We start from the raw sequence: 15,201 nt of genomic DNA on the forward strand, positions 1-15,201 counted from the left end.
TCATGCCGAATGGCCGAAGGATGGGGGACGATCGCCGCGTGCCGCGCCGAAGCCGGGGTTGGGTTTGGCCGACATGGTGAAGCGGAGCGTGCCACCGGCGCTGAGCGTGGCGTGGTCGATCCAGCTCTTGGTCCAGGGTTTGCCGTTCCAGGTGACCGCAGTGACATAGGGCGTATTGGCGCGGTTACCTGGGGCCTCGATCGTCAACGTGCGGCGGTCACCGACGCGCACGACCGCGCGTTCGAATAGGGGCGAGCCGAACACATAGACCGTCTCGACCGGATCGACCGGGTAGAAGCCGAGCGCCGAGAAGACGAACCACGCGCTCATTTGCCCGCAATCGTCGTTGCCGATGATCCCGTCGGGCGCGTTGCGGTACATCTCGGTGCACAACCGCCGGACCATCGCCTGCGTCTTCCACGGCTGGCCGGCATAGGCATAGAGGTATGCGGCGTGCTGATCAGGTTCGTTGCCGTGCGCATATTGGCCGAGCATCCCCGAGATGTCGGGCGGGGCGTTGGCGGGGAGCGTCGAGGGCGCGGAGAACATCGCGTCGAGCTTGGCGGCGAACGCCGCGTCTCCGCCGACATGCGCGATCCGGCCGTAGATGTCGTGCTGGTTGAGGAAGGTCGCCTGCCAGCCGTTCGCCTCGGTATAGTCGCGCCAGCCGGGGCGCGGCATGTGGCCGAGCTGGATCGGATCGTACGGCGTCCACCATGTGCCGTCGGCGAAGCGCGGGCGCGCGAAGCCCGTCTCGCGGTCGATCACATTGCGCCAGTTGCCGGAGCGCTTGAGCAGGCGATCGGCGTCCGTCGTCGCACCGGCGGCGCGGGCGATCTGTGCCGACGCCCAATCGTCATAGGCATATTCCTGCGTACGGCTGACGCTTTCGAAGACCTTGTCCGCGGGGACGTAGCCGAGCCGGTCGTACAGGTCGCGCCCGAGGCTGTTGTCCTTGTCGGGGGCGGCGAAATCGAAGCTGCGCTTGGCGATCGCGGGCCAGGCGGCGGCGTAGTCGGCGGGAATGCCTTTCGCGCGGGCTTCGGCGAGCGGAACGACGCCGTGCCAGCCGATCATCGTGCCGGTTTCCTTGCCCTGCAACGGCCACACCAGCGGGCCATAAGGGGATTGCTGCGTCTGGCGGATCAGGTCGTCGATCAGGCTCTTGGTGCGCACCGGCGCGATCAGCGTCAGCAGCGGATGGAGCGCGCGATACGTGTCCCACAGCGACCAGCTGCTGTAGGCGGCCCCGCCGCGCGGGACCGTGTGCGTCTTGCCGTCTAGCCCGACGTAACGCCCGTCGACATCCGAGAACAGCGTGGGCGCGAGTTGCGCGTGATACAGCGCCGAGGCGAGGATCGTGCGCTGGTCGGTGGTGCCGCCCTCGACCTGAACCGCGCTGAGTGCGTCCGCCCAGCTTTTGCGCGCGGCGCGCAAGGTGCGGTCGAAGTCCCAATGCGACGCTTCCGCCGCAAGGTTGGCGCGCGCGCCCGCGACGTCGACGCCCGAAATGCCACAGCGCAGCAGCAGCGGTGCCGAGCCCGCATCGTCGAAGTGGAGCGCGAGCTTGAGCCGCTTGCCCGCGACTTGCCGGGTGCCGGCGGGCTGCTCGACATCATCGTCGCCGTAGAAGGTCACCCGGTCGGGGCGGCGCGAGCATTGCAGCGCGAAGTGAATGCGGCGGCCTTTCGCCCAGCGGAACACGCGGCGTCCGCCAGTGATCGCCCCGTCGGCGTCGATCGCGAGCGTCGCATCGTCGATCAACGGGGCCTTGTCGGAGGTGTCGTGGACGAGATGCGACAGGTCGATCAGCACATGCCCCGCACCGCGCGGGAAGGTGTAGCGATGCCAGCCGGTCCGCTCGGTCGTGGTGAGTTCGGCGCGCACGCCCGATTCAAGCTGGACGCGGTACGATCCGGGCTCGGCGACTTCGTTCGAATAGCGCTGCCGGTAGCCCGCGTCGGGATTGTCGATCGGCCCGGGGAGCAACTGCACCGGACCCGTCGTCGGCACGACCAGCACGTCGAGCATGTCGCCGATCCCGGTGCCCGACAAATGGGTGTGGCTGAACCCCATGATCGAGCCGTCGCCGTGATGATAGCCCGAGCACGTATCCCAGCGCGTGACGTCGGTATCGGGGCCGAGCTGGACCATGCCGAACGGCAGGGTCGGGCCGGGATAGGTATGCCCGTCGCCGCCGGTGCCGACGAACAGGTTGGGCGCGCTGGCGGCAGGGCGCGAGGCGGCGCGGAGTGGCATTGCGCTGGCGAGAAGCGCGATGGCGGAACTGCCGATCAGAGTACGACGGTCGATGCTCACAAGGTGCCTTCCAGCAAAGCGGGGCGGGTGTTGGCGACACGGACGATCAGCTCGCCGAACAGGCCGTTGGCCCAGGCGAACCACGAGCGGGTGAATTGCGCGGGATCATCCTGGTCGAAGGTTTCGTGCATGAAGCCGGTGCCCGCGTCGGTATCGCGCAGGGTCTTGAGGCAGGCACGGATCGTTGCGGGGTCGTTGCTCGACAGGCTGCGGACGATCAGCGACATCGGCCAGATCTGGCGCAGACCGACATGCGGCCCGCCGATCCCTTCGCCCGCTTTGCCGCGGAAGAAATAGGGGTTGGCGGGGCTCCACGCGGCGGCCTGGGTGCGCTGCCACAGCGGGTCGTTGGCGGGCACGCAGCCGAGATAGCCGAGGCCGGACAGCGAGGGGACGTTCGCGTCGTCCATGAAAATCGCATTGCCGAAGCCGTCGACTTCATAGGCCCACACCTCGCTGCCATCGCGCAGCCGCATCCGGCCATGTTCGACCAGCGCCCGCGCGACTTCGTCGGCAAGCGCGGTGGCGTCCTGCGCGAGGGCAGCGTCCCCGCGTGCGCCCTGTGCGACGACCGCGAGTTCACGCAAGGCGGTGACCGCGAACAGGTTGGACGGAATCAGGAAGGGATAGAGGCACGCATCGTCCGACGGGCGGAATCCGCAATGGATCAGCCCGACCGGGCGCGACGGGTTGCCATAGCCGTCGAGCGGCATCGTCTCGATGTTGCGATCCGATTTGCGCAGGAAACTATAGGGGCCGCGACCGTCTTTGCGCTGTTGCACGCGGAAGGTCGCGATGCTCAGCCGCGCGGCTTTGGCCCAGCGCGCGTCGAACGGCGCGCGATCGCGGGTCGCCTGCCAATAGCCGTGCGCGAGCCGCATCGGGTAGCAGAGCGAATCGATCTCCCATTTGCGCTCGGCGACGCCGGGTTTCATGTCGGTCTTGTCGGACAGCGACCAGCTCAGGTCGGTCTTGGCGGTCGGATCTTCCATGAACGCATTGGCATAGGGGTCGATCAGGATCGAGCGCGCCTGTCGCGCGATCAGCCCGTGGAAGACTCGGCGCAGCGGCGCATCCTCGCGCGCGAGATGGAGATAGGGGGTCATCTGCGCCGAGGAATCGCGCAGCCACAGGCACGGGATGTCGCCGGTGATGACGAACGCATCGGGGCCGCCGTCGACCGTGCTCAGTCTGACGGTGGTGTCGAGCGTGTTCGGATAGCAGTTGGCGAACATCCAGCGCAGCTTGGGATCGCCGATCTTCGCCGAAACCCGCGCGATCTCGCGCTCGACCGCGCGGCTGGTGAAGCGGCGGGCGCCGACCGCAGGCCGCTTGCTCGGCAGCGAGGTCGCACCGAGCGCGGGCGTTGCGGTGAGCGTGGCCCCAGCCACGCCACCCAGGATGGCTTCGCGGCGTGTCACGATCATTTTGGAAGCTCCTGCCGGGTGCCGGTGATCGTCAGGTCGATCCATGCGCCCGGCGCGGTGCCGGGCTGACCGCCGCCGACGAAGATGCGATACGCACCCGGCTCGACCGTGCGCGTGCCGTCGCGCGCGACGAGGCTGAGGCTGCGCGGATCGAACGTGAAGCTGGCGGTGCGGGCCTTGCCGCGCGGCACTGCGAGGCGGGTGAAGCCGACGAGCTGGCGCTGGAGGACCGGGGTGGTCCCGCCCGCTGCGGCGGCGGTGGTCGGGACGAGATACGCCTGGACGACCTCCTCGCCGTCGCGGCCGCCGGTATTGGCGACGCGAACCTGCACCGTGGCGCTTTGCCCGGCGGCGACGCTGACGCGCGCAACCGGTGCGGTATAGCCGTAGCTTGTGTAGCTCAGGCCGTGGCCGAAGCCCCAGGTCGGGGTGCCGGTAAAGTAGCGATAGGTCCGCTCCTTCATCCCGTAATCGACGAAGGCGGGCAGATCGGTCGTGTTGGCATAGAAGGTGACCGGCAAGCGACCCGACGGATTGTTGCGCCCGGCGAGCGTGTCGGCGATTGCGGTGCCGCCCGATTCCCCCGGATACCAGGCGGCGAGGATCGCGTCGGCGTTGGCGGGGTCGAGCGCGACCGCGCTGCCGCTGGTGAGCACCAGCACGATCGGCTTGCCCGTCGCCTTGAGCGCCGCGATCAGGCGCTGTTGTGCGAACGGCAGCGCGATGTCGGTGCGATCACCGCCGACGAAACCGGGGACGCTGACCGACAGCGCCTCGCCTTCAAGATCGGGCGACAGGCCGACCGAGACGACCACGACGTCGGATGCGTTCGCTGCCGCGACCGCCTCGGCGATCAGCGGCTCGGCGGGGGGGAGCCATAGCAGGCGAACGCCTTCGTCGTCGCTGACATGGTCGAACTCTAGTTTGAACGCGACTGGGCGACCATCGCTGGTGAACGGAACGTCGATCCGGCCCTTCTTGATCTCGCCTTGCGACAGCGGCTTGCCGTCGATCCACAGCCGCGCGGCATCGTGCGACTTGCAATATTTCCAGCAGGCGGGGGCATCGACGATCAGGCGATACGTGCCCGGCCCTGGGGGTACGAGCTCGCCGGTCCAGCGTGCGCTCCACTGCGCGCCCAGGCCGGGGGCGGGGGCTGCGCGGTTGGTGTCATGGTCGATGTGACGCTCGCGCCGCGTCGCGACGGGCGTCCCGGTCGCGCCGGGGGTGGCGAAATACTCGGCCTGCAAGCCGGGCGCGCCGTTCGAGCGGAGTGCGGTCTCGGGAATCGGGACGGCAGAACCGTCGGCCAGCAGCGAGCCTTGCGCATAGCGGACGTTGGCTGCGCCGAATTCGCGGCGAATCCCTTCCAGCGGGGTGACCGGGGTGATTGCGGTGCCGTGGTAATTGCCCTGAAGCACGCCGACGTCATCGGCGTCCGCACCGATCAGCGCGATCCGCGTACCAGCCTTGAGCGGCAAGCGGTTGGCGTCGTTCTTGAGCAGGACGATCGCCTTGCGCGCGGCTTCCAGCGCGACCGCGTGATGGTCGGGCGTGCCGATCTCCTTGGGCGAAATCTTCGACCACGGGCTGGTCGCGCCATACGCGATGCCGAGCGCGCGGCGCGCATCGAGCGCGCGTTGCAGCGAGGTGTCGATTTCCTGCTGCGTGACCAGCCCGCGCTTCAGGGCCTCGGGCAGCGCGGCATAGGTGTTGCCGCAGTTGAGGTCGGTCCCGCCCTTGAGCGAGGCCGCGGCGGCACCCGCGGCATCGAGCCGGTAATGATGGTACATGTGGACGTTGGCGACCGCATCGCAATCCGACACGGTGAAGCCCTTGAAGCCCCAGTCACGTCGCAGCCGATCGATCATCAACGGCGCGTTGGCGCAGGCGGGGACGCCGAGGATCGAGTTGTACGCGCACATCAGCGACTGCGCCTTGCCCTCCGTCACCGCGAGGCGGAACGCGGGCAGATAGGTCGCTTCCAGATCCTGCGGCGACGGATCGACGTCGAAACTGTCGCGGCCCGCCTCGGGGCCGCTGTGGACCGCGAAATGCTTGGGCGTCGCGATCACCTTGGGGTGCGCGGGGTCGGGGCCCTGCAAGCCGGTGACGAAGGCGACGCCGAGCCGCCCGGTCAGATACGGATCCTCGCCATAGGTTTCCTGCCCGCGGCCCCAGCGCGGATCGCGGAAGATGTTGATGTTGGGCGACCAGATCGTCAGCCCTTCGTAGATCTTGCGATCCGCATTGACGGGTTGCGCATTGAACTTGGCGCGTGCCTCGGTCGCGACGACGTCGCCGATCCGCTTGAGCAGCGGCGCATCCCACGTCGCGGCCATGCCGATCGCCTGCGGGAAGACCGTCGCATAACCGTTGCGCGCGATCCCGTGGAGGCCCTCGCTCCACCAGTCATAGGCGGGCAGCCCGGCGGCGGGATCGGCGGGCGCACTGCTCTGGAGCTGCGACGCTTTCTGCTCGGGTGTCATGGTGGCGAGGTTGGGCGACACTTGCGCGGCCTCGGCAGCGAGCAACAACCAGATCATCGGCGGGATCCCAGCGAACGGAGGGTGAGGGCGGCGGCAAGCGCCTTCGGCGTGGCCTTGGACGTGACGGTGATCGTGCGGCTCTCGCCGGGCAACAGGTCGAACCCGTCGTCGGACGGATGCGCGCCGATGCTGCCGAAATCGAGCATCACCGCGCGCGCGAACGCGGTTGCGCGCACCGTTACCGTGTCGCCCGACCAGGTCGCGGTCAGGCCGGGGTCGGGGTAGCGCATCGTCTTGGGGACGCCGCGTTCGATGATCGTGCGGCTGACGACCGCATCGCCGATCATCAGTTCGGCGACCGCATAGCTCGTCGTGGGGTCGGCGCCTGCAAACAGCGCCGCATCGTCGAGCTTGGCGACGTCGGTTGCGGACAGTGCGGGGAGCGTGGTCTCAGCGCCTTGCTCGGCGAGCGGTTTGCCCGTCATGTCGAACGCGCGGACTCGCCAGCGTGCGGCGATCGGGGTGGTCGCATCCGAGACCAATGCGATCCGGGTCGCCATGTCCTTATGCTCGGCGACGATCACCTGCGGCGCGAAGAAACGGCGCGCGGCATAATGGAGCAGTTTCCAGCGGCCACTATAGTCGATGCTCGACCAGGAGATCGACGGCCAGACGTCGTTGAGCTGCCAGTAGAGCGACCCCATCGTCACCGGGCGGCACGAGCGGTGGTGAAGTGCTGCGAGCGCAATCGCCTCGGCCTGGTTGACCTGGCTGAGATAGACGAAGTCGGCGATGTCCTTGGGCTCGCCGAGCCGGTCGCGCATGTAGAGCAACAGGCGGTCATTGCCTTCGCCGGCGAGGAACTTCTGGTGCGCCTTGAGCACCGGGCTGGTCGGCTGGAGCGGGCCGTTGCCCGCGAAGCCGCGCACCGTCGCCATGTCGGGCATCGCCTGGAAGCCATATTCCGACATGAAGCGCGGGCAGGCGTCGAGGTAGCGTTCGACTGGCTTGGAGCCGGACCAGACGTCCCAGAAATGGCGGTCGCCTGTCTTGTCGGTATCGGTCGGACCGTCATAGTCGTTCGAGGGCGAGCCCGGCCAATAGGGCGTGCCCGGCGAGCGCGTCAGCACCGCATCGCGCAACACCCGGTCGAACAGCACCGCCATGCCGACGCCGATCCGCTCCTGCTCGTCCGCGCCGACGACTTTCTTGAACGCCTTGCGATCGCTCCAGTTTTCCCAGCCCGACAGGATCTCGTTGCCGCCCGACCAGAGGACGACGGACGGGTGCGTGCCGATCCGCTCGACCTGTTCCTCCGCCTCGATCTGGACGTTCTTGCGGAAGGCGGCATCGGGCGGGGTGACCGATCCGCCGAACATGAAGTCCTGCCACACCATCAGGCCCATCTCGTCCGCCATGTCGTAAAAGGCGTCGTCGAGATAATAGCCGCCGCCCCAGACGCGCAGCATGTTCATGTTGGCGTCGCGTGCCGCGGTGAGCAGCGGGCGCATCGATGCAGGTGTGACGCGGGTCGGGGAGCTGTCGAACGGGATCACGTTCGCGCCCTTGGCGAAGATCGGGATGCCGTTGACGCGGAACCCCATCGCGCCATTGTCGCGGATCAGCTCGACCGTGCGCAGCCCGATGCGGCGGTCCGCGGTGTCGGTCGCGGTGCCGTCCTGCTCGAGCGCGGCGGACACGCGGTACAGGGCCTGCGCGCCGTACCCAACGGGTTGCCAGCGTTGCGGGCGCGCGACCGTGATCGGCAGCGAGACGGCGTTCGGTCCGGCGGCGAGTGTGACTTGCTGGGTAACGGTCTGGTTGGTGCCGCCGGGGCCGGTCAGCGTGACGCGGATCTGCGCGGGGCCGGGGCGATCGGCCTGGATCGTGGTTTTCGCGAGCAGCCGTGCTTCGGCATCCGACAGCGCATCCTGCTCGACGCGCAGCGTATCGATCCGCGCGCTGTCCCACGCCTCGAGCCGCACCGGGCGCCACGGCCCGACGTTGAGGATGCGCGGGCCCCAGTCCCAGCTGTAATTGTACTTGGGCTTGCGGATGTAGGGCGAGGTCTGGCGGCCCTTGGGCTCGTCGCCAAACGCGGAATCATATTCGCCTGGAAGCGACGCCTTTTGCGCCATCACCATCGGCTGCAACGTCTTGATCGGCGCGGCGAAGGTGACGAGGATTTCGTTCGCGCCCGGCTTTAGGAACGGTTTCGCGGCGATCCGCCAGCGGCGATGCGCGTTGTCGGCGGTCAGCACCGCACGCCCGTTGATCGTCACGGTCGCGAAGGTGTCGAGCCCGTCGAACACCAGATCGAGATGATCGCGCGCGAGCATCGCGGGCGTCACCGCGAGCGTCCGGCGATATTGCCAGTCGGTCCGCCCGACCCACTGGATCGCGGCTTCGTTGGTGGCGAGGAACGGATCGGGCACGCGGTGGCGCGCGATCAGGTCCTGCTGGATGCTGCCGGGTACGCGCGCGGGGAACCAGCGCGCCTCGGAACGATGCGCGGCGATCGCGGCACCATCCGACGGCGCGATCCGCGCCTGCCAGCCGTCGTCGAGCTGAATCGCGGACCGCGGCGCGGCTGCAAGCGGCGCGGCGACCGAGGCGAACAACGTCAGGACGAAGGCGCTGCTCAAAGCCTGGCGCATCAGCGGCGCTCGGTCAGCTGGACGGCCAGCGGTGCGTAATTGGGCCCCTCGGCTGGCGACGTGAATTGGAAACATAGGTCGTGGTCACCCGTCATTCGTGGAAGCGTAGCGGAAAAGGTCATGCGCGTCGGCGCGGTCGCGGGATCGGGCAGCGGAAAGCTCGCGATCACTTTGGTCGGCGGCGCGTCCATGGCGGGCACGCGACCGCTGGTGTCACGGCATCCGAGCGAGACGAGCAGTTCGCCATAAGGCGTAACGCGGAAATGCTGGCGCACGTCCGCAGTATCGTGCGCCAGCCCGAAATTGCGGGCGATCCGCGCGACGTCGACGGTGAAGCCGCCCGCGACATCGAGCGGCGCGGCGGGATATACGCTGCACGTGTCGAACACGCCGATGTGGACGGTGGGACCGTTGGTCTCGGCATCCGCGGTCATCGGCATCCGCAACCCGAACGACCGTCCCGGACAGGCGACGAGATCGGACGGCATGCGCGACAGCAAGGCCGTGCGGCTCGTGGCGAAGTCCCGGACCTTTGCGGTGGCGATTCCCTCGGCATCGAACGCGGCGGCCTTGATCGTCACGCCGGGCGCGACGATTAGCGGGGTGGCATAAGCGGCGGACCGCGCGGTCGGTGCGCTGCCGTCGAGCGTGTAGCGGATCGTGCCGACCGGCACCTGCGTCGCGAGCGTGACCGTCACCTTGCCCGTGCGGAGTGCGTCGCCGCGCGAACCCTGTAGCGTGTAGCCGACCGCAAAAGCGCTGTCCGCCACCTCGATCCCGCCCCGCCGCCAGCGCGCGACTTGGGGCGCTAGCCGCTTCGAGAAACTGGAAAAATCGCGCGGTGCGCTGGACCACGTCGTTTCCGCCAGTGCCGCCGCGCGGGGGAATAGCGCGTGCTGCACCTGATAAGGGGTTACGAGGTACTCGCTCCATGCATTCGCTTGCGCGCCAAGCACATGTTTAGCGCGCGCGGGATCGATCCCCTCTGGCATCGGATCATAGGCATAGATTGCCGCAAGCGTCTGTACCTTCAGCCGTCCCGGCGGTTCGTCGGCGTGATCGCTTTGAAGATTGTCGAGGTACAGCATCGGGTCGGGCGACAGGACGACATCATGTCCAGCGTTCGCCGCATCGACCGCGCCCTTTTCACCACGCCACGACATCACGGATGCAGACGGGGGCAACCCACCCTCGAGGATCTCGTCCCAGCCAATCAGCCGCCGACCCTTGCTCGCAAGATACCGGCCGAACGTGTCGATCAGCCAGCTTTGCAACCCGTTTTCGGTCTTGATGTTCAGCGATGCCATTTGCGCTTGCACTTGGGGTGAGCGTTGCCACTGGTCCTTGATCGCTTCGTCGCCGCCCAGATGGACGTAACTGCCCGGGAACACCGAGATTAATTCGTCGAGAACCGCCTCGACGAACGCAACACCCTTAGGGCCGGGGTTGAGCAGATACGGATTTATCCCCCAGTCGTGCGACACGGCGGGGCGATCCCCCAATACGCCAAGCTCCGGATAGGCTGCGACCAAAGCCTGCGCGTGGCCCGGAAGATCGATTTCGGGAACGATCGTGATCCCGCGCTCGGCGGCATAGCGCATTAGCGCGCGCAATTGGGTCTGCGTATAGAAACCGCCGACGCGCGTTGTGGGGGCGGCTCCGCCGGTCGATGGGGGTGTCCGATACGCGCCGATTTCGGTCAGCTTCGGGTAGCGTTTGACTTCGAACCGCCAGCCCTGGTCGTCGGTCAGGTGCAGATGGAGCGTGTTGAGCTTCACCGCCGCCATCTGGTCGACGATCTGGTACAGCGCGGGGAGTGGCTGGAAATGGCGCGCGACGTCGACCATCAGGCCGCGCCAGGCGAAACGCGGGGCGTCCGAGATCGATACGCCCGCGACCGTCACCGGCTTGCCGAACGCCTGGTCGGGGCTAAGCAGTTGGGCGAGCGTCATCGCGCCGTACACGAACCCGCTGCGGGACGCGGCGGCGATCCGGATTCCACCGCCGGTCACGTCGAGCCGATACGCTTCTGGTCCGGTGATGGTCCGGTCGCGGACGAAGCGGATCGTGGCGTCGGCATTCGCGACCTGCAACGTGATTCCGCGCGTCGTCGTCACGCGGGCGATCAGCAATTGCGCAGCCGAGGCGGCTTCTGCATCGCCGGGCGGCACCGCAATGGTGGTGCCGGTGACGACTCGGACCACGCCCGGCGTGGTGGTGATCGTGGCGGGGAGCGGCAGCAACGGCAAAGGCTTGGCAACACCAGCGGATTGCGCCGAAGCCGAAGAAATGCCGAGAACCGCGGACATCATCCCGACCGTGCCGATCGCCCAGCGAAGCGTATGCGCAGATCTTGCCACGGTCGTTCCTCCAGCGTCGCGCGCATCCCACACCGGCGGCACGCGACTGCAGCGGGGTCTAACCAATATAAGTCCACTTGCAACCCGCCCGAACGTCGTCGTTGCCCCGATTGCTTCGTGCCACCATCGTAAGGCGGCGATACCAATCCTGCGAAAAGACTATCCCGATTGATCACCTTAGACACATTGACTAGTCTGAACACACGATGACCGCGTGAACCGGGATGTCGGCGCGGGCGCGACAAGGGGTGGGTTTTGGCTTTTACACATCAAATCGGGGCATTTCGCGAGGGAAACCCAGCGCCTTTGTACCTTCAGCTGCAGCAATTGATCCGCGATGCGATCAATCAGGACGTACTCGCGCAGGGCGATGCGATCCCCGCCGAGCGCGATCTGGCGACCGATTATGACGTGTCGCGTATCACGGTGCGCAAGGCGATCGGCGGGTTGGTCGAGGAAGGGTTGCTGACGCGGCGACGTGGCGCAGGGACGTTCGTGACTGGGCGCGTCGAGAAGAGCTTCTCCAAATTGTCGTCTTTTTCCGAGGACATGGCGGCGCGTGGCAAGACCGCGTCGAGCAGCTGGATCAGCCGCACGACCGGGACGGTCGACCCCGAGGAAGCGATGTCGCTGGGTCTGTCGCCTGGAACACCGGTGTACCGCTTTCACCGCATTCGGATGGCCGACGATCAACCGATGGCGCTCGAATTCTCGACCATCGCTGGATATTGCCTGCCCGCGGTCAGCGCGGTGGAAGAATCGCTTTATACTGCGCTCGATAAGGCCGGAAGCAGACCAGTTCGGGCACTTCAGCGGTTGCGCGCGATCCCGTTCGGGGCGGAACATGCACGGATGCTTGGGGTCGATGCGGGGCATCCCGGGTTGCTGATCGAGCGGCGCGGATTCCTGAAAGATGGGCGGGCGGCGGAGTTTACGCGCTCCTATTACCGCGGCGATGCCTATGATTTCGTGGCGGAACTGTCGGATCTCTGATCGCCCAAGCGCCTGTCCTTCCCCGGAGTTATGCCATGAACCGTCGTCAGCTCCTGCTCGCCTCCGCGGCGAGCGCGGCGGGAGTCGCGAGCGGTAGTTTTGCCCGCGTTCCCCGACAGATAGCTGCAGGAGATACGGGCGCGGTGCCGATGCCGCAACCGACGCGGACCCTGCCGTCGATGCTGCCTGAGACCGATCCGGCGCGGATCCGGCTCGAACGCGGGTGGCGGTTTCAGGAGGGGGATGTCGTCGCGGCGCCGCCTGCGAACCACGAGCAGACCTATCTCAGCGTCAAGGCCGGGGAATGCGCAGGGCGCTGCGGCAATGGCATTCGATGATTCCGATTGGCTGGAAGTAAGGCTGCCGCATGACTGGGCGGCGGCGCAACCCTTTGTCGAGACAGCGAATATTTCGCAAGGCTATCGTCCGCGCGGGATCGGCTGGTATCGCCGGACGCTGCGGCTGGACCCGGCGGACCGGGGCAAGAGGATCGAGCTGCAGTTCGACGGGATCGCGACCAATGCGACGATTTGGCTCAATGGCAGCATCGCCGCGCATAGTTGGTCGGGGTATACCGGAATCACCGTTGATTTGACGCCGTTTGCGCGGTTCGGGGACGCGGAAAACGTCGTTGCGATCCGTGTTGACGCACAGGCGATGGAAGGATGGTGGTATGAGGGCGCGGGGCTGTATCGCCATGCCTGGCTGATCCGACGCGCACCGGTTGCAATCAAAAGCGACGGGATTCACGCCGATCCACGCCAGAAAGACGACGGATCGTGGCAGGTTCCGGTCGTCGCAACGCTGTTTAGCGTCAATCGCACGACGGTTTCGGTCATCGTCGAAACGACGCTCCGAAATCCGGACCAGAAGATAGTATCTCACAGCGAAACGACGGTCAAGATCGCGCCGTTGGAGGATGCCGACGCGACGCTGACGCTCGACGTGGCGGCACCCGAAGTGTGGTCGATCGACGATCCGCGGCTCTACACGCTGGTCACCACGGTACGGCGCGACGGGGTGTTGGTGGACGAACGCCGCGTCGCGATCGGGTTCCGCACGATCCGGTTCGATCCGGCGTTGGGCTTCCACCTCAACGACCGGCATGTGAAGATCAAGGGCGTCTGCCTGCATCAGGATCACGCGGGCGTCGGGGTCGCGGTGCCCGATGCGTTGCTGCGCTGGCGGCTCGAACGGTTGAAGGCGATGGGGTGCAATGCGATCCGCTGTTCGCACGGCGCGCCCGCGCCCGAGCTGCTCGATCTGGCTGACCGGATGGGGTTCGTCGTGATGGACGAGAACCGCCAGTTCAACCCGGCCCCCGACTATCTCGCGCAGCTCGAATGGCTGATCCGGCGTGATCGCAACCATCCGAGCGTCATCCTGTGGTCGGTGTTCAACGAGGAACCGATGCAGGCGACCGAGGCGGGCGTGGAGATGGTCCGGCGGATGGCGCATGCGGTGCGCAAGCTCGACGACAGCCGCCCGATCACCGCCGCGCTCAACGGGTCGTTCTTCGATCCAGTGACGGTCGCGAACGTGGTCGATGTCACCGGGTTCAATTATTATCAGAACGACTACGACCGCTTCCACGCGATGTTCCCCAACCGCGCGATGACGAGTTCGGAGGATACCAGCGCGTATGAGACGCGCGGGGCCTATGCGGGCGATCCGGCGAAGCACATCGCCTCTTCCTATGACGTGGAGAATGCGAGCTGGGGTGATACGCATCGCGCGACGTGGAAGAAGATCGCCGAGCGCGCGTTCGTCGCGGGCGGGTTCGTGTGGACCGGGTTCGATTATCACGGCGAGCCGACGCCCTATGCGTGGCCGACGATTTCCAGCTTCTTCGGGGTTCTCGACCTGTGCGGTTTCCCCAAGACCGCGTTCGACATCCACCGCGCGCACTGGATCGACGATGCGCCGGTCGTCAGCCTCGCGCCGCACTGGAGCTGGCCGGGCCACGAGGGGCAGCCGATCACGGTGCTGGTGATGAGCAATGCGGAGCAGGTGACGTTGCGGCTCAACGGGCGCGAGCTGGGTACGCAGGCGGTGGATCGCTGGATGGGGAACAGCTGGACGGTGCCTTATGCGCCGGGGCGGATCGAGGTCGTCGCGCTGCGGGGCGGGCGGATCGTCGCGCGGGCGGCGCACGAGACGGTGGGGGCTGCGGTTGCGCTCCGCCTGACGGCAGCGCGCAGCGTGATGGCGGGGGATGGCGAGGATACGCAGCCGATCACGGTCGATGCGATCGACGCGCGCGGGCGGCATGTGCCGACCGCGAACCTGCCGGTGCAATTCACGGTGACGGGGGCCGCGATCATCGGGCTGGGGAATGGCGATCCCAACAGCCACGAGCCTGAGCAGTCTGCTGCGGGCGCCGGTGCACGGTCTTTGTTCAACGGACTGGCGCAGGTGATCGTGCGCGCGAGCGCGGGGCGTGGGCGGATCGCGATCGAGGCGCGCGCGCCCGGGCTGGCCCCGGCGCGGCTCACGATCGACCAGCTTGCGGTCGCGCCCCCGGCACAGGTGGCGGTGACGCCCGCGCAGCAACGCATCGCGCAATGGCGGCGGTCGACGCCGTTCGACGCGCGACCGTCGCCCGAGCTCGCGCCGAGCGATGGCGACAATAACAGTTGGGCGTTCGTTGCGAGCGGCACCGCGACCCCGCCCGGTTCGGGCGGGCGCTGGCGCGTCTATCGGTCCTCGATCGTGCCGTGGCGGGCGGTCGGCGCTGGCGGGGGGCGGTTGCGGTTCGCGGCGGTCGGCGGGCGTGCGGAACTGTGGGTCGATGGCGTGCGGGTCGCGGACAAGCGCGATATCGCACCCGCGCCGATCGACGCCCGGATCGCGCCCGGCGGGGGACCACGGCGGATCGTGTTGCTGGTCGAAGCGGATGCGGCTTCGGCATCCGGGGTGATGGGGCCGGTGACGCTGTCGGCGCAGTAGGGCGCGC

General features: G+C 67.3%; 8 protein-coding genes. 3 read left to right on the plus strand and 5 right to left on the minus strand.

What is annotated here, in order from left to right; translation table 11 throughout:
• The 5 genes from ABIC16_RS04745 to ABIC16_RS04765 are packed head-to-tail and all read right to left on the minus strand — an operon-like array spanning position 1 to position 11,252.
• Positions 1-2,319, minus strand: coding sequence for a GH92 family glycosyl hydrolase (locus tag ABIC16_RS04745; protein ID WP_354290219.1), 2,319 nt, complete (start codon positions 2,317-2,319; stop codon positions 1-3).
• Positions 2,316-3,746, minus strand: a complete 1,431-nt coding sequence (locus tag ABIC16_RS04750) for a glycoside hydrolase family 125 protein (protein ID WP_354290220.1) — start codon at positions 3,744-3,746, stop codon at positions 2,316-2,318. The genes ABIC16_RS04745 and ABIC16_RS04750 overlap by 4 nt, the downstream gene beginning before the upstream one ends.
• On the minus strand, positions 3,743-6,292 hold the full coding sequence (locus ABIC16_RS04755) for a glycoside hydrolase family 3 C-terminal domain-containing protein (RefSeq protein WP_354290221.1): 2,550 nt from the start codon (positions 6,290-6,292) through the stop codon (positions 3,743-3,745). Before ABIC16_RS04755 ends, ABIC16_RS04750 begins: the two co-directional genes overlap by 4 nt.
• Positions 6,289-8,892, minus strand: a complete 2,604-nt coding sequence (locus tag ABIC16_RS04760) for a beta-mannosidase (RefSeq protein WP_354290222.1) — start codon at positions 8,890-8,892, stop codon at positions 6,289-6,291. Before ABIC16_RS04760 ends, ABIC16_RS04755 begins: the two co-directional genes overlap by 4 nt.
• Positions 8,892-11,252, minus strand: a complete 2,361-nt coding sequence (locus ABIC16_RS04765) for a beta-N-acetylhexosaminidase (RefSeq protein ID WP_354290223.1) — start codon at positions 11,250-11,252, stop codon at positions 8,892-8,894. Before ABIC16_RS04765 ends, ABIC16_RS04760 begins: the two co-directional genes overlap by 1 nt.
• Positions 11,253-11,507: 255 nt before the next feature.
• On the opposite strand from ABIC16_RS04765, the gene ABIC16_RS04770 reads away from it, so the two are divergent.
• Genes ABIC16_RS04770 through galA form a run of 3 tightly spaced genes read left to right on the plus strand, consistent with a single transcriptional unit; the run spans position 11,508 to position 15,194 of the window.
• The gene (locus ABIC16_RS04770) at positions 11,508-12,245 is read left to right on the plus strand and encodes a GntR family transcriptional regulator (protein WP_277968017.1); all 738 of its coding nucleotides are present in this window, start codon (positions 11,508-11,510) and stop codon (positions 12,243-12,245) included.
• 35 nt (positions 12,246-12,280) lie between these two features.
• Positions 12,281-12,583 carry a hypothetical protein gene (locus ABIC16_RS04775; RefSeq protein WP_354290224.1) on the plus strand — a complete coding sequence of 101 codons (303 nt, stop codon included), beginning with the start codon at positions 12,281-12,283 and terminating at the stop codon, positions 12,581-12,583.
• Positions 12,570-15,194 (plus strand): beta-galactosidase GalA, encoded by a 2,625-nt coding sequence (gene galA / locus ABIC16_RS04780; RefSeq protein ID WP_354290225.1) that lies wholly within the window; start codon positions 12,570-12,572, stop codon positions 15,192-15,194. The genes ABIC16_RS04775 and galA overlap by 14 nt, the downstream gene beginning before the upstream one ends.
• Positions 15,195-15,201: the final 7 nt, after the last annotated feature.

Origin of the sequence: Sphingomonas sp. PvP055, from assembly GCF_040546365.1 — a bacterium.
Classification (GTDB): Bacteria; Pseudomonadota; Alphaproteobacteria; order Sphingomonadales; family Sphingomonadaceae; genus Sphingomonas; species Sphingomonas echinoides_A.

Bases quoted from the DNA above. Each gene is read 5' to 3' on its own strand.
- ABIC16_RS04775 (WP_354290224.1), top strand. From the start codon at position 12,281: ATGAACCGTCGTCAGCTCCTGCTCGCCTCCGCGGCGAGCGCGGCGGGA.
- ABIC16_RS04760 (WP_354290222.1), bottom strand. From the start codon at position 8,892: ATGCGCCAGGCTTTGAGCAGCGCCTTCGTCCTGACGTTGTTCGCCTCG.
- ABIC16_RS04750 (WP_354290220.1), bottom strand. From the start codon at position 3,746: ATGATCGTGACACGCCGCGAAGCCATCCTGGGTGGCGTGGCTGGGGCC.
- ABIC16_RS04755 (WP_354290221.1), bottom strand. From the start codon at position 6,292: ATGATCTGGTTGTTGCTCGCTGCCGAGGCCGCGCAAGTGTCGCCCAAC.
- galA (WP_354290225.1), top strand. From the start codon at position 12,570: ATGGCATTCGATGATTCCGATTGGCTGGAAGTAAGGCTGCCGCATGAC.